15 protein-coding genes and 3 tRNA genes are annotated in these 15,405 nt (G+C 71.7%); 8 read left to right on the plus strand and 10 right to left on the minus strand.

Going from position 1 to position 15,405, the window contains the following annotated elements:
- Window positions 1-181: 181 nt before the first annotated feature.
- The 3 genes from QUV83_RS06710 to purM all read left to right on the plus strand — a co-directional run bounded on the left by QUV83_RS06710 (window position 182) and on the right by purM (window position 7,260).
- Window positions 182-4,411 (plus strand): endo-1,4-beta-xylanase, encoded by a 4,230-nt coding sequence (locus QUV83_RS06710; protein WP_289563419.1) that lies wholly within the window; start codon window positions 182-184, stop codon window positions 4,409-4,411.
- Window positions 4,412-4,588: 177 nt separating this feature from the next.
- Complete coding sequence (gene purF, locus QUV83_RS06715; RefSeq protein ID WP_289563420.1) at window positions 4,589-6,136, plus strand: amidophosphoribosyltransferase; 1,548 nt, start codon at window positions 4,589-4,591, stop codon at window positions 6,134-6,136.
- Entirely contained in the window at window positions 6,133-7,260 is a 1,128-nt protein-coding gene (purM, locus tag QUV83_RS06720) for a phosphoribosylformylglycinamidine cyclo-ligase (protein ID WP_289563421.1), read from the plus strand. The genes purF and purM overlap by 4 nt, the downstream gene beginning before the upstream one ends.
- A gap of 245 nt (window positions 7,261-7,505) precedes the next feature.
- Here the strand turns inward: purM and QUV83_RS06725 are convergent, their stop codons facing one another.
- Complete coding sequence (locus tag QUV83_RS06725; RefSeq protein ID WP_066586455.1) at window positions 7,506-7,712, minus strand: DUF3073 domain-containing protein; 207 nt, start codon at window positions 7,710-7,712, stop codon at window positions 7,506-7,508.
- 453 nt (window positions 7,713-8,165) lie between these two features.
- Between QUV83_RS06725 and QUV83_RS06730 the strand changes: the two genes are divergently transcribed.
- Window positions 8,166-8,375, plus strand: coding sequence for a BldC family transcriptional regulator (locus tag QUV83_RS06730; RefSeq protein ID WP_066586452.1), 210 nt, complete (start codon window positions 8,166-8,168; stop codon window positions 8,373-8,375).
- 403 nt (window positions 8,376-8,778) lie between these two features.
- Here QUV83_RS06730 and QUV83_RS06735 read toward each other — a convergent pair whose 3' ends face one another.
- The 3 genes from QUV83_RS06735 to QUV83_RS06745 all read right to left on the minus strand — a co-directional run bounded on the left by QUV83_RS06735 (window position 8,779) and on the right by QUV83_RS06745 (window position 9,987).
- Entirely contained in the window at window positions 8,779-9,045 is a 267-nt protein-coding gene (locus QUV83_RS06735; RefSeq protein ID WP_289563422.1) for a DUF3618 domain-containing protein, read from the minus strand.
- Window positions 9,042-9,455 (minus strand): phage holin family protein, encoded by a 414-nt coding sequence (locus QUV83_RS06740; RefSeq protein WP_289563423.1) that lies wholly within the window; start codon window positions 9,453-9,455, stop codon window positions 9,042-9,044. The genes QUV83_RS06735 and QUV83_RS06740 overlap by 4 nt, the downstream gene beginning before the upstream one ends.
- A gap of 91 nt (window positions 9,456-9,546) precedes the next feature.
- On the minus strand, window positions 9,547-9,987 hold the full coding sequence (locus QUV83_RS06745) for a phage holin family protein (protein WP_289563424.1): 441 nt from the start codon (window positions 9,985-9,987) through the stop codon (window positions 9,547-9,549).
- Window positions 9,988-10,247: 260 nt separating this feature from the next.
- On the opposite strand from QUV83_RS06745, the gene QUV83_RS06750 reads away from it, so the two are divergent.
- Both QUV83_RS06750 and nrdI read left to right on the plus strand, forming a co-directional pair.
- Window positions 10,248-10,787, plus strand: coding sequence for a DUF1269 domain-containing protein (locus QUV83_RS06750; RefSeq protein ID WP_289563425.1), 540 nt, complete (start codon window positions 10,248-10,250; stop codon window positions 10,785-10,787).
- A 90-nt stretch (window positions 10,788-10,877) separates the two neighbouring features.
- The gene (gene nrdI / locus QUV83_RS06755; protein ID WP_289563426.1) at window positions 10,878-11,315 is read left to right on the plus strand and encodes a class Ib ribonucleoside-diphosphate reductase assembly flavoprotein NrdI; all 438 of its coding nucleotides are present in this window, start codon (window positions 10,878-10,880) and stop codon (window positions 11,313-11,315) included.
- Here the strand turns inward: nrdI and QUV83_RS06760 are convergent.
- The 5 genes from QUV83_RS06760 to QUV83_RS06780 form a co-directional block, all read right to left on the minus strand.
- Window positions 11,284-12,099, minus strand: a complete 816-nt coding sequence (locus tag QUV83_RS06760) for an alpha/beta fold hydrolase (protein ID WP_289563427.1) — start codon at window positions 12,097-12,099, stop codon at window positions 11,284-11,286. The two genes, nrdI and QUV83_RS06760, sit on opposite strands and share 32 nt — an antisense overlap.
- A 57-nt stretch (window positions 12,100-12,156) precedes the next feature.
- The gene (locus tag QUV83_RS06765; RefSeq protein ID WP_289563428.1) at window positions 12,157-12,432 is read right to left on the minus strand and encodes an isoamylase early set domain-containing protein; all 276 of its coding nucleotides are present in this window, start codon (window positions 12,430-12,432) and stop codon (window positions 12,157-12,159) included.
- A gap of 203 nt (window positions 12,433-12,635) precedes the next feature.
- A tRNA-Phe gene (locus tag QUV83_RS06770) sits at window positions 12,636-12,708 on the minus strand.
- A 41-nt stretch (window positions 12,709-12,749) separates the two neighbouring features.
- A tRNA-Asp gene (locus tag QUV83_RS06775) sits at window positions 12,750-12,823 on the minus strand.
- Between the two features lie 34 nt (window positions 12,824-12,857).
- Window positions 12,858-12,930, minus strand: a tRNA-Glu gene (locus QUV83_RS06780).
- A gap of 149 nt (window positions 12,931-13,079) precedes the next feature.
- Here QUV83_RS06780 and QUV83_RS06785 point away from each other — a divergent pair.
- Both QUV83_RS06785 and QUV83_RS06790 read left to right on the plus strand, forming a co-directional pair.
- The gene (locus QUV83_RS06785; protein ID WP_066587198.1) at window positions 13,080-13,433 is read left to right on the plus strand and encodes a metallopeptidase family protein; all 354 of its coding nucleotides are present in this window, start codon (window positions 13,080-13,082) and stop codon (window positions 13,431-13,433) included.
- Between the two features lie 45 nt (window positions 13,434-13,478).
- Window positions 13,479-14,420: an LLM class flavin-dependent oxidoreductase gene (locus tag QUV83_RS06790; protein ID WP_289563429.1), complete on the plus strand. Its 942-nt coding sequence runs from the start codon at window positions 13,479-13,481 to the stop codon at window positions 14,418-14,420.
- 27 nt (window positions 14,421-14,447) lie between these two features.
- On the opposite strand, the gene galE is transcribed toward QUV83_RS06790, so the two are convergent.
- Window positions 14,448-15,404, minus strand: a complete 957-nt coding sequence (gene galE / locus QUV83_RS06795; RefSeq protein ID WP_289563430.1) for a UDP-glucose 4-epimerase GalE — start codon at window positions 15,402-15,404, stop codon at window positions 14,448-14,450.
- Window position 15,405 lies beyond the last annotated feature (1 nt).

Genomic DNA, 15,405 nt, shown 5'->3' on the forward strand with positions numbered 1-15,405 from the left:
GAGCGGCTCAATAGTTGATCGGGTGAACATATTGCGGAACCCTTGTCCGGATGACCCCTCCTGCGTAGATTCCCAGGTCACATACGTGTGTCGGGATGCGCAAAGGAGCGTCGTCGTGGGTCGGACTCAAGGAACTCGCAGGTTTCTGCGAACTCTCGGAATTAGTTTGGTCATCGGCGGCGTGGCGTCCGCGCAGATGTTGGGGTCCCCACCGCTCCCCGCGAAGGCCGCCGGGCCGGTGGAGGTGCTGTCGGCGAACTTCGACGACGAGACCCTCGGCTCGCTCCAGCAGAGCGGCGGCCCCACGCTCGCCTACGTCGCCGAAGGCGCCGGCAAAGCGCTGAGCGTGACGGGCCGGGCGAACACCTGGGACTCGGTCGGGTCCGCCGAGGGCGTGCTGGAGCACGGGGTGGCCTACACCCTGTCGGCGCGCATCAAGCTCGTCGACGCTGACGCCGACGCCATGGGCCGGTTCACGATGTACGACGGCAGCTACACGGCGGTGGGCGCGGCGGCGTTGAGCACCACCGCGTGGACCACCGTCTCCGGCTCCTACACGCTCCCCGCGGCGGTGGACGCGGCGACGGTCAAGTTCGCGGTCGAGGCCGGCTCGTGGGCCGGGTCCACGCCCGGGTTCCTGCTCGACGACGTGCTCGTCACGAAGGCCGCCACCGGCGGTGGCATCGTCATCGACCCGTCCTTCGTGCCCGGCGGCGCCGTCTCCCCGGTGCTCGCGCCCTCCAAGCTCGCGCGCGGCACGGGCAATGTGTCCGCGCTGACCTTCGACGACGGCCCCAACGGCGCCTACACGACCGACCTGCTGGACTTCCTGGGCGCGAACGACGTCCAGGCGACGTTCTGCGTCATCGGCCAGAACATCCAGGCCACCGGCGGCGCCGACATCCTCAAGCGCATGGTCCGTGAGGGCCACACGCTGTGCAACCACTCCACCGGGTACGCCGACATGGGCTCCATGACGCCGGAGCAGGCGCAGGCCGACCTGATGGCGAACCTCGAGATCATCCGCACCGCGCTCGGCAACCCCAACGCGCAGGTGCCGTACTTCCGGGCGCCCAACGGCAGCTGGGGCCAGACCTCGGCCGTCGCCGTCGCGCTCGGCATGCAGCCGCTGGCCGTCGACAACTTGATCTCCGACTGGGAGACGCAGGATGAGACCCTGCTCACCACGCGGCTCCGCGCGGCCATGAAGCCGGGCGAGATCGTCCTCGTGCACGACGGTGGCGGCGCCCGCGCCGGCTCCGTCGCCGCCACGAAGGCTGTCGTCGCCGAGCGCCTCGCGGCCGGCTGGACCTTCACGCTGCCCGTCGGCGGCGCCCCGGCGCCCGCGGCCCCGTCGCTGCAGGCTGACTTCGAGGACAACACCCTTCAGGGCTGGGGCCCGCGTGACGACGGCAACGGCGCCCCGACGGTGGCCGTCGTCGCCGACGGCCACAACAGCACGTACGCGGCCCGCGTGAGCGACCGCGTGTCCCAGGGCCAGGGCCTCTCGTTCGACGTGTCGGGGCTCCTCACCGCGGGGACCACGTACGAGCTCGAGGCGTGGATCAAGTTCGAGTCCGACCCGGGCGACATGACCTTCAGCTCCGCCACGACGTCGGGCGGAACCACCACGTACTCCAACCTCGTCCAGCTCACGGGCCTGGCCACCGGGTGGACCAAGGTCACGGGCACGTTCACGCTGCCGCAGTTCACCGACTCCGCGTCCGTCTACTTCGAGACGAAGTGGGCGAACAACGCCGCGGGCAACACCTCGACGTTCCTCGTCGACGACATCACCATCCGGCAGCCGGCGCCCAGTGTCATCGAGGACCTCCCGGCGCTGATGGACTCGGTGGGCGTGCCGCTCGGCGTCGCGATCGACAGTCGGGAGACCACCGGATCGGCCAGCGACCTGCTGCTGCGCCACTTCAACCAGATCACCGCCGAGAACCACATGAAGCCCGAGGCCTGGTACGCCGCGGACGGCACGTTCAGCCCGCACGTCGAGGCCGACGCGCTGATGAAGTACTCGCAGGACAACGACCTGCGGATGTACGGGCACGTGCTCGTCTGGCACAGCCAGACGCCCGACTGGTTCTTCCAGGACAGTGCCGGGGCGCCGCTTCCCGCCACGCCGGCCGGACAGCAGATCCTCAAGGACCGGCTGCGCGACCACATCTTCAACGTCGCCGAGCACCTGTCCGACGAGTACGGGGAGTTCGGCTCGGCCACCAACCCGCTCGTCGCCTGGGACGTCGTCAACGAGGTCGTCTCGGACGGCGCGGAGAACCCCGACGGCCTGCGCCGCAGCGAGTGGTTCCGCATCCTCGGCGAGCAGTACATCGACCTCGCGTTCCAGTACGCGGACGAGGCGTTCAACGACGAGTTCGCGTCGGCGAGCGGCCCCGCCCGGCCGGTGGCGCTGTTCATCAACGATTACAACACCGAGCAGAGCGGCAAGCAGCAGCGGTACTTCGACCTCGTCGAGCGCCTGCTCGAGCGGGGCGTGCCGCTGGACGGCGTGGGCCACCAGTTCCACGTGAACCTCGACATGCCGGTCTCCGCGCTCGAGTCCGCGATCACGCGGTTCGAGGGCATGGGCGTGACGCAGGCCGTCACCGAGTTCGACGTGACGACCGGCACCCCGGTCACCCAGGCGCGGCTGATCGACCAGGGCTACTACTTCCGCGACGCGTTCGAGATGTTCCGCGCCCACGAGAGCTCGCTGTTCTCGATCACGGTGTGGGGCCTCACGGACGGACGCAGCTGGCGGGACTCCTCGGGCGCGCCCCTGGTGTTCAACGACGCGCTGCTGGCCAAGCCCGCCTACTACGGCGCCGCCGGGGCCTCGCTCCCGGCCCGCCTGCGCACGGCGGACGTGTTCGGTGGCGACGTCGCAATCACCCCGGAGGCGACCAGCTCGCCCGAGTGGGACCGTCTGCGGCTCCGCGCTGTGGACGACAACTCGGCGTTCCAGCTCCGTTGGGCGCCGGACCACCTCACGGCGTACGTGAAGGTCGCCGACGGCGTCGTGGACGCTGCCGACAAGGTGACGCTCGTCGTCGGAGACGACACGCACACCTTCCACCGGGACGGCAGTGGCGACGTCGACGGCGTCGCGACGGAGGTCGACGGCGGCTGGGTCGCCGTCGTGCACCTGCCCCTCAACGGGGCCGTCGAGGGCAGCACGCTCCAGTTCGACGTCCGCGTCGCCTACGGCTCGTCGACGGGCGCCTGGAACACCCCGGGCGCGATGGGGACGCTCACGCTGCTGGAGCCGATCTCGTACCTCGAGGTCGCGCAGGCTTCGACGGCGCCGGCGATCGACGGCGCGGTCGACGACGTGTGGGCCGACTCCGGCGTCATCGCCACGGACAAGCAGGTCCAGGGCACGGGCGGCGCCATCGCGCAGGTCCGCACGCTCTGGAAGGGCGACACCCTGTACGTCCTGGCGGACGTGACCGACCCGATCGTGGACGTCACGGGCTCCGACCCGTGGATCCAGGACTCGGTGGAGCTCTTCGTCGACGCGGGCAACCACAAGAACGGCGGCTACCGCGCCGAGGACACGCAGATCCGGATCAGCGCCGACAACGTGGTCTCGTTCGGGACGGGTGACGAGAGCGCCCAGAGGGCTCGCCTGGAGTCCGCTGTGGTGCGGACCGCCACCGGCTACCGGGTCGAGGCCGCCGTCGACCTGCTCGGGGAGGGTGGCCTGGCCACGTTCCACGGCCTGGACTTCCAGGTCAACGACGCGTCCGCCGGGGCCCGCACCGGGATCACCAACTGGGCCGACCCCACAGGCGCGGGCTACCAGTCCACCGCCCGCTGGGGTGTGGGCCAGCTCGTCGAGGCGGTCGACCCGCCCGTCGGCCCGCAGGAGCCCGTGCCGTCGATGTCGCTCAGCGACGTCACGGTCGCGCCCGGCGGGGCGTTCGAGGTGCGGCTGGCCGGCTTCACCCCCGGCGACGAGGTCACGATCCAGCTCATCGACGGGACGGCAGAGGACAGTGGCGCCCAGAGGCGTGCCGCTCGGGTACGCGTCGCTCCGGGGCTGACGATCGGCACGGCGGTGGTCGGCGCCGACGGCACCGCCGTCGTGGCCGCCCAGGTCCCGGCGGACACCCCGTTCGGGGTGTACCGGATCGGTGCTGCGGTCAACGGCGTGATCCTGGTGGAGGCGAGCCTCACCGTCGCCGCCGCGGACGCCGGCACACCGGGCACGCCGGGCACACCGGGGGCGCCGGGCACGACGCCAGGGGCGACCACTCCCGGCGGCTGGCTCGCGTCGACGGGCATGGGCCTCGGGCTCGGCCTGCTGGCCGTCGTCCTGGTCATGGCGGGCCTGGTGTTCGTCGTCGTCTCGCGACGGCGCGACGCGCTCCAGGTGAGCGACTCCTCGGGGTCATGACCTCGAGGTGAACCCCGGCTGGGGGCGCCCCACAGCGCCCCCAGCCGTCCCGAAGCCCCACGGGCCGGCCCTGGCTCCCGGCCGCCCCGTGGGGCTTCGTGCTGCCTGTCCGGGGCGCACGATCCGGGTCCCGGATCGTCGCGCCGGGCAGTCGGGCACGTGTGCAACCATGGTGGCGTGGCCCTTCGCGGAGACGGACTCCTGACCCACGACCTGCTACCGGATGAGAAGGGCCCCCAAGACGCCTGTGGCGTCTTCGGGGTCTGGGCTCCGGGTGAAGAGGTCGCCAAACTCACCTACTTCGGGCTCTACGCGCTGCAGCACCGCGGCCAGGAGTCCGCGGGCATCGCGACCTCCAACGGCGAGCAGCTCCTGGTCTACAAGGACATGGGCCTCGTCTCGCAGGTCTTCGACGAGACAGCGCTCAACGCCCTGACCGGCCACCTGGCCATCGGGCACACGCGGTACTCCACCACCGGCGCCAGCACCTGGGAGAACGCGCAGCCCACGCTGGGCGCCACGGCCTCCGGCACCCTGGCCCTGGGCCACAACGGGAACCTCACCAACAGCGCCGAGCTCGTCGAGCTGGTCGCCGAGCGGTACGGCCCGCAGCGCCGCGGCGAGCTGGCCCGCGGCAACACCACCGACACCGCGCTCATCACCGCGCTCTTCGCAGGCGACCCGGACCACACCCTCGAGGCCACGGCGCTCGAGGTGCTGCCGCGCCTGCGGGGCGCCTTCAGCCTCGTCTTCATGGACGAGCACACCCTGTACGCGGCGCGCGACCCGCAGGGGGTGCGCCCGCTCGTCCTGGGCCGCCTGGAGCGCGGCTGGGTCGTCGCCAGCGAGATCCCGGCCCTCGACATCGTCGGCGCGTCCTACGTGCGCGAGGTCGAGCCCGGCGAGTTCATCGCGATCGACTCCGAGGGGCTGCGCACCCAGCGCTTCGCGCCCGTGGAGCGCGCCGGGTGCGTGTTCGAGTACGTCTACCTCGCCCGGCCCGACACGACCATCGCCGGCCGCTCGGTGCACGCCGCGCGCGTCGAGATGGGCCGCCGCCTCGCCGCCGAGCACCCCGTCGAGGCAGACCTCGTCATCCCCGTGCCGGAGTCCGGCACCCCGGCCGCCGTCGGCTACGCGGCCGCGTCGGGCATCCCGTTCGGGCAGGGCCTGACCAAGAACGCCTATGTGGGTCGCACGTTCATCCAGCCGTCGCAGACCCTGCGCCAGCTCGGCATCCGGCTCAAGCTCAACCCGCTGCGCGAGGTCATCCGCGGCAAGCGGCTCGTGGTGGTGGACGACTCGATCGTCCGCGGCAACACGCAGCGCGCCCTGATCCGGATGCTCCGCGAGGCCGGGGCCGCCGAGGTGCACGTGCGGATCAGCTCGCCGCCGGTGAAGTGGCCCTGCTTCTACGGCATCGACTTCGCGACCCGTGCCGAGCTCATCGCCACCGGCTTGGGCGTCGAGGAGATCGGCGCGTCGCTGGGCGCCGACTCCCTCGGCTACATCTCCCAGGAGGCGATGATCGAGGCTACCGAGCAGCCCGCGTCGCAGCTCTGCACCGCGTGCTTCAGCGGCAATTACCCCATCGAGCTTCCGCCCGAGTCTCGGCTCGGCAAGCAGTTGCTCGAGCAGAACGAGCTCCCGCTGGGAGCCCCAGAGGATGGACTGTCAACGTTGATGAGCACCGCGGGTGGCGCGACCGCCCTGGAACAGCCGTGAGCGCCCCGCAGGGCGCCGGCGTCACGTACGCCGCCGCCGGGGTGGACACCCACGCCGGCGACAAGGCCGTGGAGCTGATGAAGGACGCCGTGCGCGCGACGCACGGCCCGCAGGTGATCGGCGGGTTCGGCGGGTTCGCCGGGCTGTACGACGCGTCGGCGCTGGTGGGCTACCGCCGCCCGCTGCTGGCCACGTCCACGGACGGGGTCGGCACCAAGGTCGCCATCGCGCAGGCCATGGACATCCACGACACGATCGGCTTCGACCTGGTCGGCATGGTCGTGGACGACATCGTCGTGGTGGGCGCGAAGCCGCTGTTCATGACCGACTACATCGCCTGTGGCCGCGTGGTGCCGGAGCGGATCGCGGACATCGTGCGCGGTATCGCGGCGGCCTGCGAGGTCGCGGGGACGGCGCTGGTCGGCGGGGAGACCGCTGAGCACCCGGGGCTGCTCGGGCCGGACGAGTACGACGTGGCCGGCGCGGCGACGGGCGTCGTCGAGGCCGATGGGCTGCTGGGGCCGGAGCGGGTGCGCTCGGGCGACGTGCTGATCGCGCTGGGATCCAGCGGCCTGCACTCCAACGGCTACTCGCTGGTGCGCAAGGTGATCGAGGTCGCCGGCTGGGGCCTCGAGCGGCACGTGCCGGAGCTGGGCCGCACGCTCGGCGAGGAGCTGCTGGTCCCGACCCGGGTCTACGCGTCTGACTGCCTGGCGCTGGTGGAGCGGGCCGCGGGCGGCGTGCACGCGTTCTCGCACGTCACGGGTGGCGGGCTGGCGGCCAACGTCGCCCGGGTGCTGCCCGCCGGCCTGGTGGCCGAGGTCGCGCGTGACAGCTGGCAGCTCCCGCCGGTCTTCGACCTGGTCCGGACGCTCGGCGGGGTGCCGTGGAGCGACTTGGAGAACACGCTGAACCTGGGCGTGGGGATGGTCGCGATCGTGGCCCCAGAGGCCGTGGACGGGGTTGTGGCGCACGCTGCCGAGCTGGGCCTCCCGGCCTGGGAGCTCGGCACTGTGAGGGCGCTGGAGGCCCTGCGCGACGCGCTGGAGACCGAGCTGGTGTCTGGCACCAAGGGTGTGCAGGCAGGCGCTGTGCGGATGACGGGCGCCTACCGGACGGCCTGACCCCGTCTGACTCACCGGGTGGGTGTCGCCCCGGGCCTGCGCGTGCGGGCTCGGGGTGGCGCGCTCAACCTGGAGCGTTGCGGCCCACAGGGTCGCCCATTGCCGTGTGCCGCCCACTGGGTGGGCTGAGCGCAACAGGGCTCAGCGTGGGCGGTGTCGTCGTGTGGGCGGTGGCGTCGCGATCCCGTCCAGCACTCTCGTGCTCTTGGGGATCGCGACGTGCCCATGCGCTGACGCTGGAGGCGTCAGCGCTCGTCTGCCCACGGGCGGTAGTCGCCCGACCCGTCCGCGTCGTCGTCTGTGTCCACAGCACGGCGGCTGTCGGTCACGACATCGTTGTGGCCTCGCGACGTGAGCTCTTGCTCGAGTGCTCGGTAGTTGGTCTCCGGGCTGAAGTACTTCAGCTCCCGGGCAACCTTCGTCTGCTTAGCCTTCTGACGGCCGCGCCCCATGGCATCGACCCCCTCTTACGTGGATGCGGGGCGGCACCGTGCGTACACGTGCGGCCCCGGGGTGCTGAATCGTCTCTTCGTGGGGCAACGGTACATGCTCGGCTGCTATTCCGACCACTCGCGCCCAGGGGCGGGGGCGTCGATGCCCGGTTGGGGGCCAAGGAGTGGCCTGGGGCTGCACTGACCGGACGGTAGGGATTACTCTAGTTGTGACCGATACGCACCGTCTGCATGAGACGTTCGTGAGAAAGAGCCGCAGAGGGCGTGAACCTTATGCGGCTTTCGACCGGGTACGACATGCTGGACAACAGCGCTGCAGGGGGCAGGGCATCACCTGGCTTCCGCTTGCGGACGCTGCGGTGGCGCCTCGGTCGGAAGCACGGCACACGAGACTGCACGGCCCACGGGACACACGTTCCGGAACGCGGGCCGTGCGCCACCTGGAGGCAGTCGATGTCCGCACACCCCGCAGAGTCCGAGGCCCTGCTCACCCCATCCGAGGTCGCGACGCTGTTCCGGGTCGACCCGAAGACAGTGACGCGGTGGGCGAAGGCGGGCAAGCTCTCGTCGATCCGCACGCTCGGCGGACACCGCCGGTACCGCGAGTCCGAGGTTCGCGAGCTCCTCAACGGTGTCCCGCAGCCGCGCGAGGGCAAGGCCTGACGTTCTCGGCGCCGCGCATGTGCGCGCCGCACCGTCCACCAGGCGCTGCCATCTCGTCCGCATGCTGATCGCTCCCTGGCTCAGGGAGCGATCACGCGACGCGGTGTGAGTGCCCGGTGGGCATTCGGATGATTCCCCGGACGCTGACGTGACGCACGCCACCACGGCACACGACGCTCGGCTGCCGCACTGGCAGTCGTTCGACGTCGCCGCCTGATTCAGGCACGTCAGCGACCGGGCGATACCCGCTTCGACGTCGCCAGCGAGGCCTCCAGCGGTGGCGCGCACCCAGGTGGGGACCACGAGGTGACGCGACGTGCTCTCGGGGCGCGCGGGCACGCACAGCACCTGGAATCGGCCTGGTTCGCCCGCGTTGACCGGTCAGGCCGGCCATCCCACCGCGCTAGAGCTTGCGGATGATCCCCGCGACGAGCAGCCCAGCAGCGGCGCCCGCCACCCCCAGGATCACCCGGGCGCGCTTGCGTGCGGCGGGGTCCGTCTGCGGGTCATTGCCGACGGCCTCGTGCACGAGGCGCTTGCTGTTCTCGACTGCCTCAGCCGCCTGCCGGCGCGGGTCGAGCCGCGTGCTGAGCTCGTCCACGGTCGCGGCCAACTGCTCGCGGGTGGCGCGGAGCTCGGACTCCAGCGCTGCGATCTTGGGGTCGGTCATGACCGGATGCCTCCCTTGACGGCCTCGACGTCGAGCTTCAGGTTCTCCTTGGCGGAGTCGGGTGTCGGCGGCATGCCAGCCTGCAGGCGGTTCTTGCCGAGCAGGCCGAGGATCGCGGTGATGAGCAGCAGCGCCACCCCCACGATCAGCGCGGCCAGCCAGGCGTCGAGGGCGGTCGCCAGGCCGAGCACCGCCGTGGCGATGAGGGTCGCGAAGGCGAAGAAGCCGAAGAGCCCCGCGCCGACGAGCAAGCCGATGCCGATGCCCGCCTGCTTCGCCCGCGCCGCCATCTCCGCCTTGGCGAGATCGATTTCCGCGCGCACCAGGCGCGCGCCCTGCTCGCTCAGTTGGCTGACGAGCCGACCGATCGAGTGGCGATCCTCCGTCTCGCGCTGCGATCCCGTGACCATGAACTCACCCTCCGTCCGCACCAGGCGTGCGTGCCATGCCCCAGTCTGCTGGTCACAGGCCCGACACGCGCGTTCAGCGCGCCGGACGACCTCAGTCGGCCCAGGGGTGGACCTGCTCCTCGATGACCGGGTCCGGCGCCGGCGGGGCGAGCCGGGCCGGCTGCGGCAAGTGGCTGCGACCCCAGGCGGCGAACGCCGCGGCGAGCAGGATGACGGCCACGCCGACGAGGATGAACGACAGCCAGAGCCACACCACGTGCGCGAGGCCGACCACGGCTCCTCCGAGCAGCAGCGCGGCGCCCAGCACGGTGAGCAGCGCCGCGGCGGCGAACGCGAGGGCGCTGGGGCGGACCTCGACGGCCTTGGCCCGCACCGCGCGGGAGACCACGTCGATCTCGGCTTGCACCGAGGCGCGCACCTTGTCCTCGACCTGCCCGATCTTGTCGCGGGCCATCCCGGCGATCGGCTCGGTGAACCGATCGAAGAATCGGCCGGAGCGGGTGGTGCGCTCGGGGCCGGGGGACTCACTCACGGAAACCTCCGCCATCGCCATGGTGCGCCAGCGTCGTCGCCGCGCGCGCGACAGCCTAGGCCCCGCGCCAGCCCGATTCCCGCATAGACGTGCAGGTAAGACGCGGGAGTCCATCCGCCGGGACGGCGCCACGGGGTCGGCCGGGGGGCGGCGTGCGCGCCCAGGGATCCGTCGGCCGGTTGCGGGTCCTGGGGAGCGGCCTTGAATGAAGTGGCAGAGGTGTTGATCTCAGCGCCTCACGACCGCGATGGAGCCACGTCATGCCACTGGACACCTACGTGATCATCATCAACACCTACGACAACACCGACGACGCACTCGCCGACTACGACGCCGCGCGGACCCTCTACGAGGACTGGAACCTGGGGGACACCTACGACGCCGCAGTCGTCACCCGCCGCGATGACGGCAAGGTCAAGATCGTCAAGCGCCACGAGCAGCCCGTGATCCAGGGCGGGGTCGCCGGGCTCGGCATCGGCCTCGCGGTGGGCGCGATCAGCGCGCTCTTCCCGGCGGTGGTCATCGGCGCCGGGCTGGCCTGGGGCGCAGGCGGGGGGCTGGTGTTGGGCGCGCTCACCGGGCACGTCGTCGGCGGGGTGAGCCGCAAGGACCTCAAGGAGCTCGGGGAGGAGCTCGACAGCGGCCAGAGCGCCGTGCTGATCGTCGCGGCCGAGGACGTGGAGGCCCGGGTCGACGCCGCGTTGTCGCGGGGGAACAAGATCCTCAAGAAGCAGCTCAAGGCCGATCACAAGGAGCTGGAGAAGGCGATCGCCGAGGCCAAGGCGGAGCAGGGCGGCTGAGCCCCACCCGGCGGGCAGTGGCCGGCGACACGTCGCTGCCGGGACGATCGTCCTGGCAGCGACGCCGTCGCGCCCTGGTTGCATCGAAGGATGCGACAGACCCCGCTCTACTACTACTCGAGTGCCAGCGGGCTCGTGCGCTCCTTCGCTGAGCGGCTGGAGCGGCCGGTGTTCAACCTCGCTGAGCGCGAGCACCGCCTGAGCGAGGTCGATGGGCCCTGGGTGCTGCTCACGCCCTCCTACAAGACCGGCAACGACAGCAACGACACGATCCCGGAGGCCGTGCGGCGCTTCCTGCGCTCCGAGGTGAACCGCCGGGGGCTCGTGGGGGTCATGGGATCGGGCAACCGGAACTTCGGGCAGCACTACCAGATGGCCGCGCGGGAGATCGCCCGACGATCCGGGCGGCCGATGCTGTTCGAGTTCGAGCTCGCCGGCACCCCGTGGGACGTGGCCGAGGGGCGCGACATCTTGGAGCGGCTCGACGAGGCCCTCTTCACCGCGCACCAGCCCGCGCCGGGGCGGTAGCGGCGGGCGCCGCGAGCGCCACCCGCGCGAGCCACTCCTGGAGCAACGCGGCCACGAGCGCGGGTTGGTCGAGGTGCACGTTGTGGCCGGCGTCGTCCAGCAGTGCGAACGTCGACCGCGGGTAGTGGGGGAGCAGCGCCAGGGCATCGCGGTAGCCGACCACCTGGTCGTGGCGTGCGGTGACGACGAGGGTCGGGCCCGGGTACGAGTACCCCTCGGCCTCGGGGCGCCGGGACAGCGCGTAGCGGGCGCGGAGGCGTGCCAGAGCGGCCTGGTCGGCGGCGCGGATGCCGGGCAGCGCGTGGTCGCGGAACAGCGCCCAGGCCTCGGGCGTCTGCCGCACCGCCATCTCCGCGAACTCCGCGGCGTCCGCCGGGTCCAGCTGGGCGAGCAGTGCGGGGTCCGCTTGGACGACGTGCCTCGGCGGCGCGTCAGGGGCGCCGTCGCCGTCGGTGGCGAGCGGCGCCAGCAGCGCGAGGCCCCTCACCTGGTCGGGCAGCCGGGCGGCGAGGGCCCGCGCCATGAGCCCGCCGTACGACGAGCCCACCACGGCGAAGGGCTCGCCGATCTGCGCGGCCGCGAGCTCCGTGAGCGCGTCCAGCACATCGTCCGAGCTCGACACCGGATCGGTGCTCTGGCCCATGCCGGGCAGGTCGACGTACACCCGCCGCCACGGCCCCGCGGCAGCGATCGCCCCGTCGAGGCTGGTGAGCAGCCGATGATCGACGCCGAAGCCGTGGATGAGCAGGATCGGGCGGCCCTCGCCACGCGTCACGGTGTGCATGTGCGCACCGTAGTGACGGGCGCCGACACGCCTGGGCGCATGACCTGCGCCGCTGGCTCAGGCCAGCACGACTCCGCCGTCAGCGGTGATCTCGTCGGCGTCGGCGTCGTCGAACCAGAGCCCGTTGTCGCCCAGGTACCGGAACCGCACAGTCGTCCCCACCGGGACCGTCACGGACGTGCTGGCCGTCCCGTTGGAGCGGCGGCGCAGCGGGTGGGCCCCCGGCGTCCAGTCGTTGAACGTGCCGACGACGCTCACGGGCAGCGTGGACGCCGGCAGGGCGAAGGTGAGCGTGCAGGTGGCGGACGCGGCGGAACGGGACTTCTTGAGCACGGGCGGACCACACTTTCCCTCGGACGAGCGAAGCGGACAAATGCATCGTGGCGTGCCGATGTTTCCGGGGCCACTCGGGCAGGTGAGCGCCATGTGACGGGACGGGGTCGACGCCGCGCCCGTCGCGGGCCCGCGCGTGATCCGGAGACGACGAAGCCCCGCGCCGGGACTCCGGGCGGGGCTCGTTCTGTGGTTCTGCTCTGTGGCCACTGGCAGGGTCGAACTGCCGACCTTTCGATTTTCAGTCGAACGCTCTACCAACTGAGCTAAGTGGCCGAACCGACAACGCCCGGCCAAATGACCGGGCGTATATCGAGCGACCCCGACGGGACTTGAACCCGCGACCTCCGCCGTGACAGGGCGGCGCGCTAACCAACTGCGCTACGGGGCCTTGTGGTGAGACAAGGTTCCTGCAGTACTGCTCGTACCCCCAACGGGATTCGAACCCGTGCTACCGCCGTGAAAGGGCGGGGTCCTAGGCCGCTAGACGATGGGGGCGGGACTGCCCCTGACGTCGAGGCGTCTTCTGACCGGTGATAACCATAAGGTGTGGGAGCCAGGAACACCAAAACCGCAGGTCAGAAGGGGTGTGACCCCCTGTCGCGCAGTGGTTCCGGGGCCCGGTGCGGCGCGGCAGGATGGTCGTCATGGTGGAGATGTCACGCGAGGACTTCGAGGTGGCCGTCGGCGATGCGCTCGACCTGATCCCCCCGGAGCTGGCCGCGCAGATCGACAACGTGGTGGTGCTGGTCGAGGACGACCCGCCCGAGGGTGAGCCCGACCTGCTCGGAGTCTACGACGGGACGCCGCTGACCGAACGTGGGGAGTGGTGGGCGATGGGGTCCCTGCCGGACCGCATCACGATCTTCCGCAACCCGACCCTGGCGATCTGTGAGGACCGCGATGAGGTGGTCGAGGAGGTCGCGGTGACTGTGGTGCACGAGATCGCCCACCACTTCGGCATCGACGACGCGCGCTTGCACGAGCTCGGCTGGGACTGAGCGGCTGAGGCCGAGGGCGGTGACGTCCACGGATAGCGTGAGCCCATGAGCGAACCGTTGCGCCTGGGCGTGGTGCTGCTGCCGCAGGATCGTTGGAGCAAGGCCCGCGAGCGCTGGCAGCGGGCCGAGGAGTACGGCTTCGACCACGCCTGGACCTACGACCACCTGGCGTGGCGGTCGCTGGCCGACGAGCCGTGGTTCGCGACGGTCCCGTTGCTGGCGGCGGCTGCCGCGGTGACCGAGCGGATCGGGCTGGGCACCTGGGTGGCGTCGCCGAACTTCCGGCACCCCGTGCCGTTCGCCAAGGACGTGATGGGCCTCGACGACATCAGCGGCGGGCGGTTCCTGCTCGGCGTCGGGGCGGGCGGGGAGGGGTTCGACGCGTCGGTGCTGGGGCCGCCGCCGACGCGGGGCGTCCGCACCCGGCGGTTCGAGGAGTTCGTGAGCCTGCTCGACCAACTGCTCACGCACCCGGTCACCGAGCACGTCGGCGAGTTCTACGAGGCGCATGACGCCCGCATGTTGCCGGGCGCCCTGGCCCGGCCCCGGCCGCCGTTCGTCGTGGCGGCCAACGGGCCGAGGGCGATGCGGGTGGCCGCGCGGCACGGGCAGGGGTGGGCGACGTACGGCCCGACGTTCGGGCCGGAGGACGAGGGCCTGCCGCCCGAGCAGGCGCAGGAGCGCTGGTGGGCCGGGCTGGCGACCATGGCCTCCGACTTCGACGACGTGCTGGCCGCGGAACGCGCGTCGGCGGGGCCGGACGCGGGCCCGCTGCGGCGCTACCTGAACCTCGACGGCGCGCCGATGTACTCGCTGGACTCCGTGGACCTGCTGATGGAGGGGGTGGAGCGGGCGACGGCGCTGGGCTTCACCGACGTCGTCGTGCACTGGCCGCGCGACAGCGGCGTCTACGCCGGCTCGGAGAAGGTGCTGGAGCGGGTGGCGGCCAGGCTCGACGACCTGCGCGGGGACGATCTGCGCGGGTAGGCGCGCCGCGGGCAGGGGCGCCGCGGGTCAGCGCGCGTGGGCCTGCCAGGCGGAGGCGACCATGTCGGCGAGGGTGTGGCGCATCTTCCAGTCGAGGTCCCGAGCGGCCAGGGCGCCGGACGCGACGATGCGCGCCGGGTCGCCGGGCCGGCGGGGGGCCACCTCGGGGGTGAACTCGATGCCGGTGGCGTCGGCCATCGCCGTCATGATCTGCCGCACCGAGACGCCGTCGCCGCTGCCCAGGTTGTAGACGGGCTCGAGCGCGCGACCCTCGGCCAGCGCCTGGGCGGCGGCGACATGCGAGACGGCCAGGTCGGCGACGTGCACGTAGTCGCGCACGCAGGTGCCGTCGGGGGTGGGGTAGTCGTCGCCGTTGATGCGGGGCGTGCGGCCTGCGGCGAGCGCGTCGAGCACCAGCGGGAACAGGTTGTGCGGGCTGGAGTCGTACAGCGTGGGGGAGCCGGAGCCGACCACGTTGAAGTACCGCAGTGACGTGTGGCGCAGTCCGGTGGCGCGGCCCTGGTCCCGCAGCAGCCACTCGCCGATGAGCTTGGACTCGCCGTAGGGCGACTCGGGCGCGGTGGCGGTCTGCTCGGTCACCAGGTCGGTGTCGGGGGTGCCGTAGACGGCCGCGCTGGACGAGAAGACGATCGCGTCGACGCCGGCGGTGGCCATCGCGGCGAGCAGGTGGCTGGTGCCGGTGACGTTCTGCTCGTAGGTGTGCAGCGGCCGGTCGACGGAGACTCCGGCGTACTTGAACCCCGCGAGGTGCACCACGCCGGTGACGTGGTGCTCGGCGAGGGCGCCCGCGACGAGGTCGGTGTCGAGGATGGAGCCGCGGATCAGGGGCACGTCGTCGGGCACGAACTCGGCGTGCCCGCTCGAGAGGTCGTCGAGGACGACCACGCCGAGGCCAACGTCCCGGAACGCCTGGACGACATGCGATCCGATGTACCCGGCGCCGCCGGTGACCAGCCAGTTCATG

Origin of the sequence: Cellulomonas cellasea, from assembly GCF_030372105.1 — a bacterium.
GTDB classification, from domain to species: domain Bacteria; phylum Actinomycetota; class Actinomycetes; order Actinomycetales; family Cellulomonadaceae; genus Cellulomonas_A; species Cellulomonas_A cellasea_A.